Below are 16,994 nucleotides of genomic sequence, written 5' to 3'. Positions count from 1 at the left end.
CGGGGCGCGGCATCTCAGGCCTGCCTGAGATTTTGTTCACGACCGATACACGCGCGCCTTGTCTAAAGTGATTTACCATGTCGCCCGTGTCAGCCTCCTCACTTCTACTGCGACTGATCCTGATCGCCATGCTCGTGCTTAACGGGGCGTGGTCGGCGTTTGCGTCGGTCAGTATGAATCCGGTGATGGAAGAGCAGGCCAGCGAAGTCGCTGCCGCGGTGCAAGTCGACGAAGACTGCGTCGCCCATCACAGTGCTGAGCATCATCCCGATGCCACATCGATTGAAAAGGCTGGCACTGGGCACGGCGATCATGCCGGCCCCGACTGTTGCAAGTCGTCTGCGTGCCGGTGCGCCTGCGTGCACGCGTGCGCGAGCGCATTGCCTGCGAGCCTGCATGTTTCGGTACAACTGGCCTTGGGCCTGGATGTCATGCCGCTGCCCTTGGGGCATCCGGCGCCTGCCTTGCCTCATCTGATCCGACCACCGATCGGCTAAGCGTCCCTAGGCGCCGCAATGGCGCCGTTGGTGTGGCTTGCATGCCTGTATAGGCCAGCCACCCGCTCTGTACCACCGCCTGCCGGTGGCAACACGACGCTTGGAGCATTTACATGTCGCATGATGATTTTCGTGGTCCACATGGTGGACCGCTGCTGCCTTCGCGGCGGCGATTTGTCCAAGGCTTGGCCTTGGGAGGCGCAGTCGCAGGATTGGGGTTCTGGCCCAAAGCCAGTTGGGCGCTCAAGGGCCCCGGACAAGCCAACGTATTGTCGGGCACCGAGTTTGACCTGACCATCGGCGAGACGCCGATGAACTTCACCGGCAAGACCCGCACCGCGATCACGGTCAACGGGTCCGTTCCGGCGCCGTTGCTGCGGTGGCGGGAAGGCACCACGGTCAACCTGCGTGTCTCCAATGCATTGCCGGCCAACTCCCTCCATGGCACGGATACTTCCATCCATTGGCACGGCATCATTCTGCCGGCCAACATGGACGGCGTGCCGGGCCTGAGCTTTGACGGCATCGGACGTGGTGAGACCTACCACTATAGGTTCACCCTGCATCAGGGCGGAACCTACTGGTACCACAGCCACTCAGGTTTCCAGGAACAAGCTGGGCTTTATGGACCGATCGTGATCGATCCACTGGAGCCAGAGCCTTTCAGCTTCGATCGCGACTACGTCGTGATGCTGAGCGATTGGACAGACCTGGACCCGACGGCCCTGTTCGATCGTTTGAAGAAGATGCCGGGCCATGACAACTACTACAAGCGCACGGTCGGCGATTTCGCGCGCGATGTGAAGCGCAATGGTCTGTCGGCCACGTTGGAAGATCGCAAGATGTGGGGCGTGATGCGAATGACGCCCACGGATCTGTCCGACGTCAACGCCAACACCTACACCTACCTGATGAACGGCACGACCTCTCTGGGCAACTGGACCGGGTTGTTCCGCAGTGGCGAGAAGGTGCGTCTGCGTTTCATCAATGGCTCTGCCATGACGTACTTCGATGTGCGTATTCCGGGGTTGAAGATGACCGTGGTCGCGGCGGATGGCTTGTACGTCCATCCGGTTTCGGTCGACGAGTTCCGCATTGCAGTAGCAGAAACCTTCGATGTGATCGTGGAGCCCTCCGGGCAGGACGCATTCACCATCTTTGCCCAGGACTCCGGTCGCACCGGCTACGTCAGCGGCACGCTCGCCGTGCGCGAAGGACTACGCGCGCCTCTTCCGTCTGTGGATCCCCGGCCGCTGCTGACGATGGCAGACATGGGCATGGATCATGGATCGATGGATATGTCTGGCGGCAGCAAGGGCATGGAAGGCGGCTGTGGTGCAGCCATGGGCATGCCCGGCATGACCCCACCTGCCAGCGGCAATGAGGCCTCGGCCCATGCGGGTCACGCGATGCCTGCCGCCGGCGATGGTGCCATGGCCGGCATGCAGCATGGGGGCATGCAATCACACCCTGCCAGCGAGACCAACAATCCACTGTTGGACAACCAAGCCATGAGCGTGACTTCGCGCTTGGACGATCCGGGCAATGGCCTGCGCGATAACGGCCGTCATGTACTGACGTATTCCATGCTCAAGAGCACCTTTGAAGACCCTGACGGACGCGACCCCGGTCGCGAGATCGAGCTGCATCTGACCGGACACATGGAGAAATTCTCCTGGGGTTTCAATGGTCAGAAGTTTTCCGATGTCGAGCCGCTACGGCTGAACTACGGCGAGCGCATGCGCATCGTATTGGTCAACGACACGATGATGACCCACCCGATCCATTTGCACGGCATGTGGAGCGATGTGGAAGACGATAGCGGCAACTTCATGGTGCGCAAGCACACGGTGGACATGCCGCCAGGCAGCCGACGTACGTATCGCGTGCGTGCCGATGCGTTGGGCAGCTGGGCGTTCCATTGCCACCTGCTCTATCACATGGAAGCCGGAATGATGCGCACGGTGAGGGTCGACGAATGAACATCAATAGACGCAATACCACCCTGACTGCGCTGACCCTGGCTATCTCGCTGGCCCTGGCCAATGCGGCCAGCGCCCAATCCATGCAGCACGGCTCCATGCCGATGGAGCAGGGCGCGCAGACCCAGGCTCAGGATCACTCTGCACATCAGGCGCCGACATCAAAGCCTGCGCCAGCCCCCAAACCTACAACACCGGCCAAGACCAGCGAAGCGACTATCGATCATGCGGCGATGGGCCATGCCGCGCCGCCGGCTCAAGCAGCCGAGCCTGCCATGCAGGGCATGGACCACTCGCAGATGGGGCACAGCTCGCCCGCGAGTACACCTGCAGCGCCCAAAGCGCAGACGCAGCCGATGCAGGGCATGGATCACAGTCAGATGGCACAGCCCGCTGCGTCCGACGCCTCCAGCACGTCCACGCCTGCGATGCAGGGGATGGACCATTCGCAGATGGGCCACGGTTCGCCCGCATCCGCTACGCCAGAAGCTGGCATGCAATCGATGGAGGGCATGGACCACAGTCAGATGGGACATGGGCCTGTCGCACCAACGCAGCCGCGCACCCCGATTCCTGCGGTGACCGAGGCTGATCGTCAGGCGGCCATCGCGCCCGCACACGCGCATCCGGTGCATGACAATTCGATCAAGAGCTACGTACTGCTCAATCGCCTGGAAGCCTGGGATGCCGATCCGGGCACCGGGCTGGGTTGGGAGGGTCAGGGTTGGATCGGTACGGACCTCAATCGCGTCTGGTTCCGCAGTGAAGGCGAACGCACAGATGGTCAGACCGAGTCGGCTGATCTGGAAGTGCTCTACGGCCGCAGTATCTCCACGTGGTGGGATGTGGTGGCCGGTGTGCGCCATGACTTCAAGCCGGGGGCTTCGCAGAACTTCGCCGCTATCGGCGTACAGGGCTTGGCACCGATGAAGTTCGAAGTATCCGCCACAGCCTATCTCGGCGAAGGCGGCCAGACTGCTGCCAATGTCGAGGCCGAGTACGAACTGCTGCTGACCAATCGGCTGATCCTGCAGCCGCTGGTGGAGGTCACGGCGTATGGCAAGAACGATCCATTGCGCGGAATAGGTTCGGGTCTGAGTACCGCTGAGGCGGGCCTGCGACTTCGTTATGAGTTCACCCGAAAGTTCGCTCCCTACATCGGCGTGGTGTACGAGCGTGCGTTTGGCAATACCGCAGACATGCGACGCGAGCATGGCGAGTCTTTTGAAGACACGCGCTTGGTCATCGGCCTTCGTACCTGGTTCTAAGGGGAACTGACAATGAAATCCAACAAAAGGATGTGGGTATGGCTCGGTGCCGGCGTGGGATTGGTTGCGGTCGCGGCAACTGCCACGGTCTCTCTGGGCGTGTACAACGTGGCCGCCGACGATCCGCATAGTCGCCCGGTGTATGCGCTACTTGAAACGGCGCGCGAGCGTTCCATTGAGGTGCGCGCCGCCAAGCTTCAGGTGCCCACGAACCTGGATGATCCTGAGCGTATCCGCCAGGGTGCGGGCAACTACAACGCCATGTGCGTGACCTGCCATCTTTCGCCAGAGGCGGCGGCCACCGAGATGAGCAAGGGCCTGTACCCCGCGCCACCGAACCTAAGCAAACAGTCGGTCGCTCCAGCTGAGGCGTTCTGGGTGATCAAGCACGGCATCAAGGCCAGCGGCATGCCCGCGTGGGGCGGCAGCATGGACGATGAGTTCATCTGGAACATGTCGGCCTTCCTGCAGAAGCTGCCCACGCTGGACAAGGCCGGCTACCAGGCGTTGGTGGCCAGCAGTGATGGTCATTCACACGGCGGCGGTGAGACCGGCGGGCACTCGCACGGCGAGGAAGCGGGTGCAGATCACCATGGCAGCGGTGATGGAGCAGAGATGGGTGATGGCCATGACCAGGGTCATCAAGCCGGTGGCATGGACATGGACATGAGCAAAGCTAAGGAAGGCACCACGCACGTGCATGCTGACGGCAAGACGCACGTGCATGCGGCCGAGCCAGCCAAGCAACCCGCGCAGGCCACATCCGAAGCTGAGCACGATCAGCACTCCTCCATGCCAGCCAAATCAGCCGAGCCAGCTCCCAAGGCCGATGACGGCCACGACCACCAGCATTGATCCCTTCATGGAGCTGCCCCGGCTCCACGCCCGAGCGCCTCGACGCTCGGGCATCTCTTGAGGACGCATGATGAATACTTCTCGCAGCTGTCTCTTTCTGCTGACCACGGCCTTGTCGCTGACTGCATGCGCGCGCCCCGAATCGGCTGTCAGTACAGAGGCGGCATCGGCCGCCCAATCTCCGACAACGTCGGCTGCGCAGCAGGTCGCTCAACCGCAGCGTCCGTTGCCGTTGGTCAAAGTACATAAGAGTGCGACCTGCGGTTGCTGCCAACTGTGGGTGGAGCATCTGGAGAAAGCAGGTTTTACGGTTGAGGTGCACAACAGCGAAGACCTCAACCCGATCAAGGCGCGCTTGGGCGTTCCTTATGGACGCGGCTCGTGCCATACCGCCGAGATCGATGGCTACATCGTCGAAGGTCATGTGCCGGTGCAGGACATCCTGCGCCTGCTTCGTGAGCGCCCGGTAGGCCGTGGATTAGTGCTACCGGGGATGCCCGCCGGTTCTCCTGGTATGGAGATGCCCGACGGACGTGTTCAACCCTATACGGTGGAATTTGTACTGCCCGACGGCACCACGCAGCCTTACGTCCTGCACGGTCAACGCAGCTGACAGTTTGCTCGCGATCCCTTCTTCCAGACCAGAGTGATCCATGTCCCCTCATTCCCACGATGAAGCCGGCAAGGCGATGCCGCAGGGTGCCAGCGATGGTCCAGACTCGGTGCGTGATCCGGTATGCGGTATGCAGGTCTCTGCGGCTAGAACGCCGTACCACGCCCTGCATGGCGGAACGAAGTATCACTTCTGCTCAGCCAAATGCCGAGAGCGGTTCATCACCAATCCCGTCCGCTATACGGACGATGCTCCCCAGCAAGTTGAAGTGACCGCCCCAGCAGCGGTGGCCCAACCCAGCGGTACCCACGCCACGGTCTACACCTGCCCGATGCATCCGCAGATTCGTCAGCCAGGTCCCGGCACCTGTCCGATCTGTGGCATGGCGCTGGAGCCGGAGATGCCCTCGCTGGAGGAGGACGACAATCCGGAGTTACGCGATTTCACCCGAAGGTTCTGGTGGACATTGCCCTTGACCTTGATCGTCCTGGTCTTGGCCATGCTGGGACACCGTCTGCCCGGCTCGTCCACGCAGGCGCGCACCTGGATTGAGCTCGTGCTGAGCGCTCCAGTGGTGCTCTGGGCGGGGTGGCCATTCTTTGAGCGCTGCCTACAGTCCATCGGCAATCGCAGCCCCAACATGTGGACGCTGATCGGCATCGGCGTGGCCGCCGCGTTTGGCTACAGCGTGGTGGCCACCGTGGCACCGGGCCTGTTTCCGGACTCTTTCCGCGAGCATGGACGGGTAGGGGTCTACTTCGAGGCGGCAGCGGTCATCGTCTCGCTCACCCTGCTCGGACAGCTGCTGGAGCTGCGGGCGCGTTCCAAAACCTCGGCGGCCATCAAGTCCCTGCTGGGATTGGCGCCCAAGACGGCTCGCCGCGTCAAACCCGATGGGGGCGAAGAGGACGTTGCGCTGGATCACGTGCACGTGGGTGATCTGCTTCGCGTACGACCGGGCGAGAAGGTGCCGGTCGATGGGGAAGTCATCGAAGGCCGCACCAGTGTCGATGAGTCGATGCTGACCGGTGAACCCATTCCGGTGGAGAAGGCTGTCGGTGATCACGTTATAGGCGCCACGCTCAACGGGACGGGCGCCTTGGTCATCCGGGCGGACAAAGTCGGATCCGGGACGGTACTGGCGCAGATTGTGCAGTTGGTAGCCCAAGCCCAGCGCTCCCGCGCGCCTATGCAGCGTATGGCGGACAAGGTGGCGTACTGGTTTGTCCTGGCCGTGCTGGCCACGGCGGTGCTTACGTTCTTCGGATGGGGTCTGTTTGGACCCGAACCGTCCTGGACCTTTGCCGTCCTCAATGCCGTATCGGTTCTGATCATTGCGTGCCCGTGTGCCCTGGGTTTGGCTACCCCCATGTCGGTCATGGTCGCCACCGGCCGGGCTGCACAGGTCGGGGTCCTGTTCCGCGATGCCCAGGCGATTGAACAGCTACGTCTGATCGACACGTTGATCGTGGACAAGACCGGTACGTTGACCGAGGGACGTCCAGCCTTTCGCGACACGCTTTCCTACGCCGGTTTCGATGCCGATCAGATCCTCAGCTTGGCTGGCAGCTTGGAGCAGGGCAGTGAGCACCCCTTGGCCGAGGCCATCGTGGCTGAAGCCCAGCGACGTGGCTTGAACCTGGTGGCCGCCCAAGATTTCGATTCGCTCACCGGTCAAGGCGTTCGCGGGCGCGTGTCCGATCAGGATGTCGTGCTTGGCAACCAAAGCTTGATGGCATCGGTAGGAGCTGATGTTGCGCCCTTGCAGAGCAGCGCCGAGCGTCTGCGCAAGGAAGGCGCCAGCGTGATGTTCCTGGCGGTCAATGGACGATTGGCCGGCGCCATTGCGGTAGCAGATCCCATCAAAGCCACGACCTTGCCTGCCTTGAACCTGCTACGTGCCGATGGCCTGCACGTGGTGATGGCCTCTGGTGACGCACAGGCGACGGCCGAGGCCGTGGGGCGCACGCTGGGCATCGAGGATGTGCGTGGCGGCGTCAAACCTCAGGACAAGGCCGAACTGGTCCAGCAACTCAAAGCCCAGGGTCGTCGTGTGGCCATGGCTGGCGACGGCATCAACGATGCGCCGGCCCTGGCGGCAGCCGATGTGGGCATCGCGATGGGGACGGGCACGGATGTGGCCATGTCCAGCGCCCAGCTCACCCTGGTCAAGGGTGATTTGAGGCGCATCGTGCAAGCCCGTGCCATCTCGTCTTCGACGGTGGCCAACATGAAGCAGAACCTGGGCTTTGCCTTCGTCTACAACGCCATCGGCGTGCCTATCGCCGCCGGCCTGCTGTACCCCAGCTTCGGCCTTTTGCTCAGTCCGATGATGGCGGCCTTGGCCATGAGCCTGAGCTCGGTTTCGGTGGTCACCAATGCCTTGCGTTTGTCCGGCTCCACCGTTGTTGCCACCTCCCACCCTGACCGCGCCGATGAGCCTGCGCGCGGCCATTCCTGTCACTGATGGCTCATATCCCACAAGGAGTACTGCAATGAAGCGTTATGCCTCCCTCTCGATGATGGCCCTGTTTCTGATGGCGGGCGCGGCCTTCGCCGGCGGCCAGACCACCACGCCCACCACTGACCACGGTCAGCACAAGCCGATGGACCACAAGAAGCAGGAGCATGGTCAGCACAAGCCGGCCGCGGCCGATGCCGATTTCACCAAGCTCGATACCAACAAGGATGGTGCGCTGTCCAAGGAAGAACTGGCCAAGCACAAGCTCGCGCCGCACTTCGGCATGCTTGATGGCAACAAGGACGGCAAGCTGAGCCCGCAGGAATTCGCTGCCGGCAAGGGTATGTAACTGCTATCTCCCCGGGGGCTGGTTCCTTGGCCCCCGGGATTCGGCGATGTTCTGCCATTCCCACGGAGATCGACATGTCTTCTTCGCACGGTAAGCACGAAAGCACGCACACGCAGCATTCAGAGCAACACGCCTCGCACGGAAGTTCCGGTCAGACGCATCAGGGCCACTACGGTCGCCTGCTGCTGATGATGGCCTTGTCGTTCCTGGCCATGTACGCCCTGATGTATGCCATGGTCGATCAGTGGGCCAACGTCTATCACAACGTCAACCAGTTCTACATGGCGGGCCTGATGGCCGCGCCGATGCTGTTGATCGAGCTTTGGCTCATGTCCAGCATGTACCCCGATCGTCGGCGTAATCTGATCCTGGCCGGTGTGACCGTGGCGTTCATGCTGTTCTGCTGGTGGGGAATCCGCACGCAGGCCGCGGTGACAGATCGGCAGTTCATCCGTTCCATGATTCCCCATCATGCCGGCGCCATTCTGATGTGCGAGGAAAACCGCCTGAAGGATCCCGAGCTGGTCAAGCTCTGCCAGGAGATCATCACCTCGCAGAAGCAGGAGATCGCCCAGATGAAACAACTTCTGGCTGAGCGCTCCCGCTAGCTCACTGCCTTTTGCCAGCCGGTATCACCCCACTGAGCCTGCGCGCTGACCATGCGGTGGATCAAGCGCGCAGCCACACGTGCGGTGGCCTGATCCGGATCCAGGGGCGGACACAGTTCCGCCACGTCGACCACACGTACCTTGCCCGAGGCCATGACCAGATCCAGCAGGGCTTCCAGGACCTCCAGACTCACCCCGCGTGGGTTGGGGGCACTCACGCCCGGGGCCACCGCCTGTGGTAGCACGTCCAGGCACAGCGTCAGGTAGATAACGTCAACTGCATCACACCACGCACGCAGAACCTCAGCCTGTGCCTGCCAATTCCAGGTGCACAGCAAGTCATCGGTGAGGTAATGGGCGCCTTCGCGGTTGGCCGTGGCGAATAGACGCGCCGTGTTGCTGGATCGACTTACACCAATGCAGTGATACTGCAGCGGGGTGCTAATGCTGCGGGCATGCTCCAGTGCCTGCAGGAAGGGCGTGCCCGAGCTTGCACTGCCTTGCTCGCGCAGATCAAAGTGTGCATCGAAGTTGAAGATACCGATGCGAGCCTTGGATGCGCCCAGGTGTCCGCGCAGTGCGGCGTAGCTGGCATACCCGATCTCGTGGCCGCCGCCCAGACCAATCACCCAATGCCCCTGATCCAGCAGTTGCTGCGCTCGATGCGAGTAGTGGGCCTGCGCCAGCTCCAATGCCTGATCCGCGCAGGTGATGTCTCCCGCATCGTAGAGCGGAGCGCAGTGGAGCACGGGCAGGTTGGCCAAGGCGTTGCGAAGTGCACCGGGCCCTTGTGCGGCGCCCAGTCGGCCGGCGTTGCGACGAATCCCTTCATCGCTGGCAAATCCCAGCAGGGCAATACCGGGCGCCTCAGGCTGCGGATCCAAGGCCACCCTTTGGTGCCAGCGTTGCGTATCGGCGGTCGCCGGCAGGTCCACGCGTCCGTGCCAAGCCAGATTCACGCGCGCAGATCCTGCAGCGGCCAGTCCAGGAACGCGCGCAAACCGCCCCGCTCGATCAAGGCTTCCATCGCCTGCATTTCCGGGGCCAGATAGCGATCCTCATCGTAGCGGGGTACCTCGCTACGCACCTGCGCATGGACTGCCTCCAATGCTTGCGAAGACACTAGTGGCCGCCTGAACTCGATGCCTTGGCACGCGGCGAGCAGTTCGATGGCCACGATCCGGCGCACGTTGTCGGCCACCTCGCGCGACTTGCGCGCGGCGAAGGTGGCCATGCTGACATGGTCCTCCTGATTGGCCGAGGTGGGCAGGGAGTCCACACTGGCCGGGTGGGAGAGGGTCTTGTTCTCGCTGGCTAGGGCGGCCGCGGTCACGTGCGCGATCATGAAGCCGGAGTTCACGCCCGGATTGGCGACCAGGAAGGCGGGTAACCCGGAGATCGTGGCATCGATGAGTAGGGCGATGCGCCGTTCCGACAGGGCGCCAATCTCGGACACCGCCATCGTCAGCTGGTCTGCGGCAAAGGCTACCGGTTCGGCGTGGAAGTTGCCGCCGGAGATCACCTCGCCGGTGTCGGTGAACACCAGCGGATTGTCGGAGACTGCGTTGGCTTCGGTCAGCAGCACGTGGGCGGCGTGCTGCATGACATCGCGCACCGCCCCCATGACCTGAGGCTGACACCGAAGGCTGTAAGGGTCTTGCACGCGGGTGTCGTTGTGAAGGTGCGATTGGCGAATGGCGCTGCCGGCCAGCAGTCGCTGGTAGTGCGCGGCCACTGCTATCTGGCCGGGCTGGCCACGCACGGCGTGGATGCGCGGATCGAACGGCGCATCGGAGCCGCATGCCGCATCCACGCACATCGCGCCGGTTAGCACGGCGGCCGCGTAGACTTGTTCGGCGGCAAACAGCGCCATCAGCGCAATGCCCGTGGACACTTGGGTGCCGTTGAGCAATGCCAGCCCTTCCTTGGCTGCCAGTCGGATGGGAGCGATCCCGGCGTCTTGCAGGGCCTGGCTGGCCGACAGGATCTGCCCGTCGACGCGTACCTGGCCTTCGCCCATGGCCGCCAAGGTCAGATGCGCCAACGGGGCCAGATCACCGGATGCACCGACTGAGCCTTGGGAGGGAATACAGGGCCAGATCCCGGCGTTGTAGATCGCGATCAGGGTAAGCAGGGTCTGCTCGCGTACACCGGAGTAGCCTCGCGCCAAAGAAGCGATCTTGGTGGCGAAGATCAGGCGCACGCAGGCATCGTCGAGCAATGTCCCCATGCCCACGGCGTGCGAGCGCACCAGGTTGGTTTGCAACTGTTCCAGCTGCTCGCGCGGGATATGGACTTTGGCCAGCTTTCCAAAGCCGGTGTTGATGCCATAGGCCGGCTCGCCGGCGGCCACGATGGCCTGCACGGCCTGCGAAGAGGCGCGGACGTTGTCCCAGCAATCTGCGTCCAAGGCGATAGGATCAGTCCCTTGCGCGATCTGCCGCAGTTGGGCCAACGTCAGCTGGCCCGGTGTCAGGGTAAGCATGCGATTCACTCCAGAATGGCCGGCAAGGTCAGGCCATGCTCACGGGCACAGGCCAGTGCCTGCTCGTAGCCCGCGTCGGCGTGGCGCATCACGCCCGTTGCCGGGTCGTTCCACAGCACGCGCGCCAGCCGGCGATCAGCTTGCTCGGTGCCATCGCACACGATGACCACACCGGAGTGTTGCGAGAACCCCATGCCGACGCCGCCGCCATGATGCAGGCTCACCCAGGTGGCACCGCCACTGGTAGCCAGCAGCGCGTTGAGTAGCGGCCAATCCGAGACCGCATCGGAGCCATCGAGCATGCCTTCGGTTTCACGGTTGGGGCTGGCTACCGAGCCGCAGTCCAGGTGATCGCGTCCGATGACGATCGGTGCTTTGAGCTCGCCATTGCGCACCATTTCGTTGAAGGCCAGCGCTGCCTTGTGGCGCTCGCCCAAGCCCAACCAGCAGATCCGTGCGGGCAGACCTTGGAAGGCAATGCGCTCGCGGGCCTGGTCCAACCAGTGGTGAAGATGCGTGTTGTCTGGAAACAGTTCCTTGACCTTGGCATCGGTCTTGTAGATGTCTTCTGGATCCCCGCTCAGGGCCACCCATCGGAACGGGCCCATGCCGCGGCAGAACAGCGGACGGATACAGGCGGGCACGAAGCCGGGGAAGGCAAAGGCATTGTCCACGCCCTGATCCAGCGCCACCTGGCGGATGTTGTTGCCGTAATCGATCGTCGGCACGCCCATGGCGTGGAAATCGAGCATCGCGCGCACATGCGTGGCACACGAGGTTGCGGCAGCCTGCGCCAGCTCGCGTCGCTGACCATCGCCACCGCTGCGGGCCTGTTCCCACTGTGAGAGGGTCCATCCGGCGGGCAGATAGCCATTGATCAGATCGTGCGCCGAGGTCTGATCGGTCACCGCATGGGGGCGGGCGCCGCCACTACGTGCAAGGGCGACGAACTGCGGCAGCAGTTCAGCCGCATTGCCCAGCAATCCCACCGACACGGGGACTGGACTACTTTCAATGATCCGCAAGGCCTGCTCGATGGAGGTTGCCTTGTGATCGACATAGCGCGTGCGGATACGAAAATCGATCCGAGACTCCTGGCACTCGATCACGATGCTGCTGGCCCCGGCCAAGGTCGCCGCCAACGCCTGCGCGCCACCCATACCGCCCAAGCCGGCGGTAAGGATCCACTTGTTCTGCCAGTTGCCACCGTAGTGCTGGCGCCCCAACTCCACGAAGGTCTCGTACGTGCCCTGGACGATGCCCTGGCTGCCGATGTAGATCCAACTGCCGGCCGTCATCTGGCCGTACATCATCAAGCCCTTCTTATCGAGCTCGTTGAAGTGCTCCCACGTCGCCCAATGGGGGACGAGGTTGGAGTTTGCGATCAGCACGCGTGGCGCATCGGGGTGTGTGCGGAAAACACCGACGGGCTTGCCCGACTGGACCAGCAAGGACTCATCGTTCTCAAGCGATCGCAACGTTTCCAAGATGCGGTCAAAGCTTTTCCAGTCGCGCGCAGCACGACCGATGCCGCCGTAGACCACCAGGTCTTCCGGGCGCTCGGCAACATCGGGGTCCAGATTGTTCTGGATCATGCGGTAGGCCGCTTCAGTCAGCCAGCTCTTGCAGTGCAGCTGGGTGCCGATCGGAGCGCGAACGGTGCGCGCAGGGGAAGCGGAGCGTTCCAAGGTATCCATCAAATCCTCAAGGGGTCAGGGGGGCGCCAACCTGGAAGGTGCCCACAAAGCGGTAACGAGATGCCGGGTGAATCAGCCGCACAAAGCTGGCCACCTGTCCGCGCGACCATGTACGTCGGGTCAGCACCAGCAACGGATCGCCTTCGTTGATCTTCAGTTGCGCAGCCAGACGCTTGCTGGCCGTCTCGGCTTCAATCACATGTTCGGCGCGCTCCAGCGGCGCAACGCGCATCAAGTACTGATGCGGAATCTCGGTGTGGAAATCGATGTCCAGGTAATCCGGCGCCACGCTGGGTTGCACAAAGCGATCCTCCAACTGCACGGGCTTGTCATCGCTGTGGTGGAGCAGGCGGCTGTGGAACAGCTCCGTGCCCGGTGTCAGGCCGAAGTTGGTCGTCACACTGGAGCGCGCCTCGACCGTCTCGCAGATCAATACCTGGACCGAGTGTGTCTGGCCGCGGGACTGAATCTCTTCGCGAATGTTGCGCACCTCGAACATCGCCGATTCGGCCTTGGGCCCGGCGACGAACGTGCCCACGCCTTGCACTCGGGTCAGCACGCCGGCATCGGTCAACTCGCGCAGCGCTCGATTCACTGTCATGCGAGACAAGCCGAACTTGGCCGTCAGTTCGTTCTCGCTGGGGACGCGACTGCGCGCGGGCCAGTCGCCGTTGGTGATGTGACGCAGGATGAAGTGCTTGAGCTTCTGGTAGTGCGGCTTGGGTTCGTCCATGGCCCAAGCATTACATGTCTATACAACCAGTCCAACCACTTTCGATGCTGTGCTGCACAAGCAGTTGACACTAAGAATTTCCTCGTGATATTGCTGTGGTATAGACAACCTGCGGGTTCGCCACACGCTCATGCCGTCGCTTCGCGTGCTACTGCGTATGTTCCTGATCCTCGTGCTCTGCGCGGATGGGATCCTGAGCGCGCAGGCCACCACGCGGATGGCCGTGCGGCATATTCCTCCCCCAGGTGCGGTGAATGGCACCCACTCGGTGCACGGCGGCGCGCGTGTCAATGAACGCGCCAAGATTAGTAACGATTGCAACAAAATTCGTCCCGGTGGCAAGCAAGCCGGGCAGGGTGATCAGAACGATCATCAGTGCGACTGCAGCACCACCTCCTGCGACTGCAGCTGTGTGCTCACCTTCTTCGCCGGGCGTGTGCCGGTCATCTTTGCCGCCCAGCACGCCCTGACGAGCACCTACCTACCTACGCCTGAGTTGCCGCCGCTGCGACGACAGGTATCCCGGCTGTTCCGACCTCCCATCGGCTAATGCTGCTTGGTCGCCATTGATTGGCGACGTCTACGCACGCCCTGATGTCGCATAGGCCCCCACGTCTGGGGCACCAGGGTCATACGCATGCATTGCCCTTCGGGGGAGAGAGAACCCATGTACTTCAAGCGCAATCCTTTGGCGGTATCCGTCGGTGCCCTTCTGTGCGCCGGTTTTTCCACGGTGGCTCTGGCTCAGCAGGCTGAACAGGGCGCCACGAGCGAGTCGGCCAAGACGCTGGACACCGTCCAGGTCACCGGCAGCCACATCAAGCGACTGCAGCTCTCCGGTGTTGGTCCGGTCAGCGTGGTGGATGCCGAAGCCATCGAGCGCTCCGGCGCCACTTCGGTGGAGACGCTGCTGCAGCGCCTGCCGGCCTCGGCCGGCTTTGCCGGCAGCCAGTCCAACGCCTACTGGGCCGAGAACGGCTACGGCACTACTCAGGTCAATCTGCGCGGCCTGGGCATTAACCGCACGCTGGTTCTGCTCAATGGTCGTCGTGTGGTCAATGGTGGCACCGGTGCCAACAGCTCGGTGGACCTGAACATCATCCCGGTAGCGCTGATCGAGCGGATCGAGGTCCTCAAGGACGGTGCCTCAGCCATCTACGGTGCCGATGCCGTGGCGGGCGTGGTGAACATCATCACCAAGAAGAACTACGACGGTGCCGAGGCGGCAGTGCGTTATGGACAGACCTTCGAAAGTGATGGCGAAGAAAAGTCGTTCGATTTCGCCTGGGGTATTACGTCAGACCGCGGTTCGTTGATGGCCGGCATCAACTACTCAGAGACCGGCACGGTCAACATGGCCTCACGCGCACCGTGCGGCTTGGGTGAGGTCGACGGGCAACTAGAATGTGTGGGCAGCTCGGCCACCATCGGTGGGCGCGCATTGCTAGCCGATGGCTCGCGCGTGAACTTCAACCAGGATCCCAATGGTGACGGGGATTTCTATGAACCGTATTCGGCGGCCAAACATAACTACAACGGCAATCCCTATCTCAATGCCGTCAACCCCATCAAGCGTTTGAGCTTCAGCCTGTTCGGCGACAGCACCGTGAATGAAACCACGCGCGTGTTCACCGAGTTGATGTTCACCAACCGCCAGTCCGACCAGTTGGCCACGCCCGGCAGCCTGGGTGTCTATCGCCCGATCAACATCGCGGCCAGCCACCCGACCAACCCGACCGGCCAAGACCTGCTGCTGCAGCGCCGCCGGTTGGAAGAGGCCGGCCCGCGCGAGTTCTTCCAGGAAACCAATACCTTCCGCGTGGTCGCGGGCATTGAAGGCCAGTTGGGCATGAACTGGGACTGGTCGGCCGCGCTGAATTGGGGCCGCAACACTGGTGTGGATGGCTCGACCAATGTGGCGAACCTGGACCGGGTGGATGACACGCTCAACACCGCGCTGTGCAGCAACACGCCCGGCGCGGCGATCCCCTGCGGTGACTACCTCGGCTACGGCGACCTGACCCCCGAGGTGCTCAACTACATCCTATACAGGACGCGCGACAACGGCGGCAACGACCAGAAAAGCTTCACCGCCAACATCAGCGGCCAGCTATTCGAGATGCCGGCCGGTTGGGTGGGCTTTGCCTCCGGCATCGAGGTTCGCAAGGAGCGTGGTTGGCGCGATCCCGATCCGCTGACGGTGCTGGGCATTGCCAACACGAACCAACAGGATCCGATCGCAGGTGAGTACACGGCCAAGGAAGCCTTCGCTGAGTTTGCCGTGCCGCTGTTGCAGGACAGCGTGATCGCCGAGAGCCTGACGCTCAATGCCGCGGTGCGTTACTCCGACTACGATCTGTTCGGGGAAGACGTGAACTACAAGGTGGGGCTGGATTGGCAGATCGTGCCGTCCTTGAAGGTGCGCGCCAACTACGCCACGGCTTTCCGCATCCCTAACATCCCCGAGCTGTTTGGTGGCGTGGCCGAGGGCAACCTGACCACGACCGATCCCTGTAGCGGCTGGAGCAGCTTGCCGGCTGATTCGGTAGTGCGTCAGAACTGCCAGGCGTACGGCGTACCGGCGGGCTACGTGCAGCCGGGCAACACGATCCTGACCACCTCCGGCGGTAATCCTGACCTGGAGCCGGAAGACGCCAAGTCCCTGACCGTGGGCGCGGTCTGGACGCCGAGCTTCTTGCCCGGGCTGACGCTGACGGTGGACTACTTCAACATCAAGATCGACAACGCCATCCAGCGCATCGATGGCTCAACCAAGCTGTCGATCTGCTACAACACCCCGGGCTTGGCGCATCCGTTCTGCGGTAACGACAACTTCACCCGCAACCCGATCACCGGTGAAGTGGACTTCCTGTCGTCCCAGCCGGTCAATGCCGCCAACGAGCGGGTACGGGGCATCGACCTGGGTGGTCTGTACGAGTTCGCGGTCGCTGGGTTCGATTCGACTTTGAGTGTGGATGTGTCCTATCTGGACCAGTACGACGTGCGGCCGTTCCCGGGCGCGGAGGTGATCGAGTACGCCGGCAAGATCACCGGTGGCCGTGGCAGCTTTACTCACTGGCGCGCCTTGACCTCGCTGACGATGGAGCGCGAAGCTTGGTCCGGCTCTTACAGCTTGCAGTACATCGGCAAGGCGGATGACATCAACGCCAGCCCCGGCGACATTGGCGATCATGCCCCCAGCGTTACCTACCACAATGTCCAGCTCAAGTACGCACCGAACAAGACCTTCGATGTGTCCTTCGGCATCGACAACCTGTACGACAAGAAAGCCCCGTTCATCCAGAGCTACACCGACGCCAATACCGACACGATGACGTATGACCTGCTGGGTCGTCGTTGGTATGCACGCGTGGGTTACCACTGGTAAGGCCCGCTTCACCTGCTCCCGTCCGTGTGACGGGGGCAGGTGTCGTCTTCCTGTCGAA

General features: G+C 62.6%; 14 protein-coding genes. 10 read left to right on the top strand and 4 right to left on the bottom strand.

Features of this window, described 5'->3' with window-relative positions:
- Positions 1-77 precede the first annotated feature (77 nt).
- The 8 genes from copL (at position 78) to AC23D6_RS09765 (ending at position 8,633) form a co-directional block, all read left to right on the top strand.
- On the top strand, positions 78-497 hold the full coding sequence (gene copL / locus AC23D6_RS09800) for a transcriptional regulator CopL (protein WP_487749104.1): 420 nt from the start codon (positions 78-80) through the stop codon (positions 495-497).
- Positions 498-610: 113 nt separating this feature from the next.
- Positions 611-2,479 carry a copper resistance system multicopper oxidase gene (locus AC23D6_RS09795; RefSeq protein WP_046934797.1) on the top strand — a complete coding sequence of 623 codons (1,869 nt, stop codon included), beginning with the start codon at positions 611-613 and terminating at the stop codon, positions 2,477-2,479.
- Entirely contained in the window at positions 2,476-3,747 is a 1,272-nt protein-coding gene (locus AC23D6_RS09790; protein ID WP_046934796.1) for a copper resistance protein B, read from the top strand. The genes AC23D6_RS09795 and AC23D6_RS09790 overlap by 4 nt, the downstream gene beginning before the upstream one ends.
- 12 nt (positions 3,748-3,759) lie before the next feature.
- Complete coding sequence (locus tag AC23D6_RS09785) at positions 3,760-4,602, top strand: c-type cytochrome (RefSeq protein ID WP_487749103.1); 843 nt, start codon at positions 3,760-3,762, stop codon at positions 4,600-4,602.
- Positions 4,603-4,672: 70 nt separating this feature from the next.
- Positions 4,673-5,215 carry a DUF411 domain-containing protein gene (locus AC23D6_RS09780; protein WP_102254474.1) on the top strand — a complete coding sequence of 181 codons (543 nt, stop codon included), beginning with the start codon at positions 4,673-4,675 and terminating at the stop codon, positions 5,213-5,215.
- Positions 5,216-5,345: 130 nt separating this feature from the next.
- Positions 5,346-7,682, top strand: a complete 2,337-nt coding sequence (locus AC23D6_RS09775) for a heavy metal translocating P-type ATPase (protein WP_487752606.1) — start codon at positions 5,346-5,348, stop codon at positions 7,680-7,682.
- 28 nt (positions 7,683-7,710) lie between these two features.
- A complete protein-coding gene (locus tag AC23D6_RS09770; protein WP_049395166.1) occupies positions 7,711-8,025 on the top strand; it encodes a hypothetical protein in 315 nt (104 codons plus the stop codon).
- Positions 8,026-8,099: 74 nt separating this feature from the next.
- The gene (locus tag AC23D6_RS09765; RefSeq protein ID WP_102254393.1) at positions 8,100-8,633 is read left to right on the top strand and encodes a DUF305 domain-containing protein; all 534 of its coding nucleotides are present in this window, start codon (positions 8,100-8,102) and stop codon (positions 8,631-8,633) included.
- Here AC23D6_RS09765 and hutG read toward each other — a convergent pair.
- From hutG to hutC, 4 genes are read right to left on the bottom strand one after another with little or no spacing between them, the layout of a single operon-like run.
- Positions 8,630-9,592 carry a formimidoylglutamase gene (hutG, locus tag AC23D6_RS09760; RefSeq protein ID WP_487749102.1) on the bottom strand — a complete coding sequence of 321 codons (963 nt, stop codon included), beginning with the start codon at positions 9,590-9,592 and terminating at the stop codon, positions 8,630-8,632. The two genes, AC23D6_RS09765 and hutG, sit on opposite strands and share 4 nt — an antisense overlap.
- The gene (hutH, locus tag AC23D6_RS09755) at positions 9,589-11,127 is read right to left on the bottom strand and encodes a histidine ammonia-lyase (protein WP_219718360.1); all 1,539 of its coding nucleotides are present in this window, start codon (positions 11,125-11,127) and stop codon (positions 9,589-9,591) included. Before hutH ends, hutG begins: the two co-directional genes overlap by 4 nt.
- Positions 11,124-12,815, bottom strand: coding sequence for a urocanate hydratase (gene hutU, locus AC23D6_RS09750; protein WP_487749101.1), 1,692 nt, complete (start codon positions 12,813-12,815; stop codon positions 11,124-11,126). The genes hutH and hutU overlap by 4 nt, the downstream gene beginning before the upstream one ends.
- Positions 12,816-12,822: 7 nt before the next feature.
- A complete protein-coding gene (gene hutC, locus AC23D6_RS09745) occupies positions 12,823-13,548 on the bottom strand; it encodes a histidine utilization transcriptional repressor HutC (RefSeq protein WP_046932594.1) in 726 nt (241 codons plus the stop codon).
- Positions 13,549-13,705: 157 nt separating this feature from the next.
- Between hutC and AC23D6_RS09740 the strand changes: the two genes are divergently transcribed.
- Both AC23D6_RS09740 and AC23D6_RS09735 read left to right on the top strand, forming a co-directional pair.
- The gene (locus AC23D6_RS09740) at positions 13,706-14,098 is read left to right on the top strand and encodes a CopL family metal-binding regulatory protein (RefSeq protein ID WP_074053011.1); all 393 of its coding nucleotides are present in this window, start codon (positions 13,706-13,708) and stop codon (positions 14,096-14,098) included.
- Positions 14,099-14,215: 117 nt separating this feature from the next.
- Positions 14,216-16,936, top strand: coding sequence for a TonB-dependent receptor (locus AC23D6_RS09735; protein ID WP_487749100.1), 2,721 nt, complete (start codon positions 14,216-14,218; stop codon positions 16,934-16,936).
- Positions 16,937-16,994 lie beyond the last annotated feature (58 nt).

The organism is Pseudoxanthomonas sp. G3 (assembly GCF_057654715.1).
Note: the sequence above shows the minus strand (reverse complement) of the source record. Positions and strands in the feature narration are given on the sequence as shown.

Excerpts from the sequence above, each read along its gene's own strand:
- copL (WP_487749104.1), top strand. The coding sequence starts at position 78 with ATGTCGCCCGTGTCAGCCTCCTCACTTCTACTGCGACTGATCCTGATC.
- AC23D6_RS09795 (WP_046934797.1), top strand. The coding sequence starts at position 611 with ATGTCGCATGATGATTTTCGTGGTCCACATGGTGGACCGCTGCTGCCT.
- AC23D6_RS09790 (WP_046934796.1), top strand. The coding sequence starts at position 2,476 with ATGAACATCAATAGACGCAATACCACCCTGACTGCGCTGACCCTGGCT.
- AC23D6_RS09785 (WP_487749103.1), top strand. The coding sequence starts at position 3,760 with ATGAAATCCAACAAAAGGATGTGGGTATGGCTCGGTGCCGGCGTGGGA.
- AC23D6_RS09780 (WP_102254474.1), top strand. The coding sequence starts at position 4,673 with ATGAATACTTCTCGCAGCTGTCTCTTTCTGCTGACCACGGCCTTGTCG.
- AC23D6_RS09775 (WP_487752606.1), top strand. The coding sequence starts at position 5,346 with ATGCAGGTCTCTGCGGCTAGAACGCCGTACCACGCCCTGCATGGCGGA.
- AC23D6_RS09770 (WP_049395166.1), top strand. The coding sequence starts at position 7,711 with ATGAAGCGTTATGCCTCCCTCTCGATGATGGCCCTGTTTCTGATGGCG.
- AC23D6_RS09765 (WP_102254393.1), top strand. The coding sequence starts at position 8,100 with ATGTCTTCTTCGCACGGTAAGCACGAAAGCACGCACACGCAGCATTCA.
- hutU (WP_487749101.1), bottom strand. The coding sequence starts at position 12,815 with ATGGATACCTTGGAACGCTCCGCTTCCCCTGCGCGCACCGTTCGCGCT.
- hutC (WP_046932594.1), bottom strand. The coding sequence starts at position 13,548 with ATGGACGAACCCAAGCCGCACTACCAGAAGCTCAAGCACTTCATCCTG.
- AC23D6_RS09740 (WP_074053011.1), top strand. The coding sequence starts at position 13,706 with ATGTTCCTGATCCTCGTGCTCTGCGCGGATGGGATCCTGAGCGCGCAG.
- AC23D6_RS09735 (WP_487749100.1), top strand. The coding sequence starts at position 14,216 with ATGTACTTCAAGCGCAATCCTTTGGCGGTATCCGTCGGTGCCCTTCTG.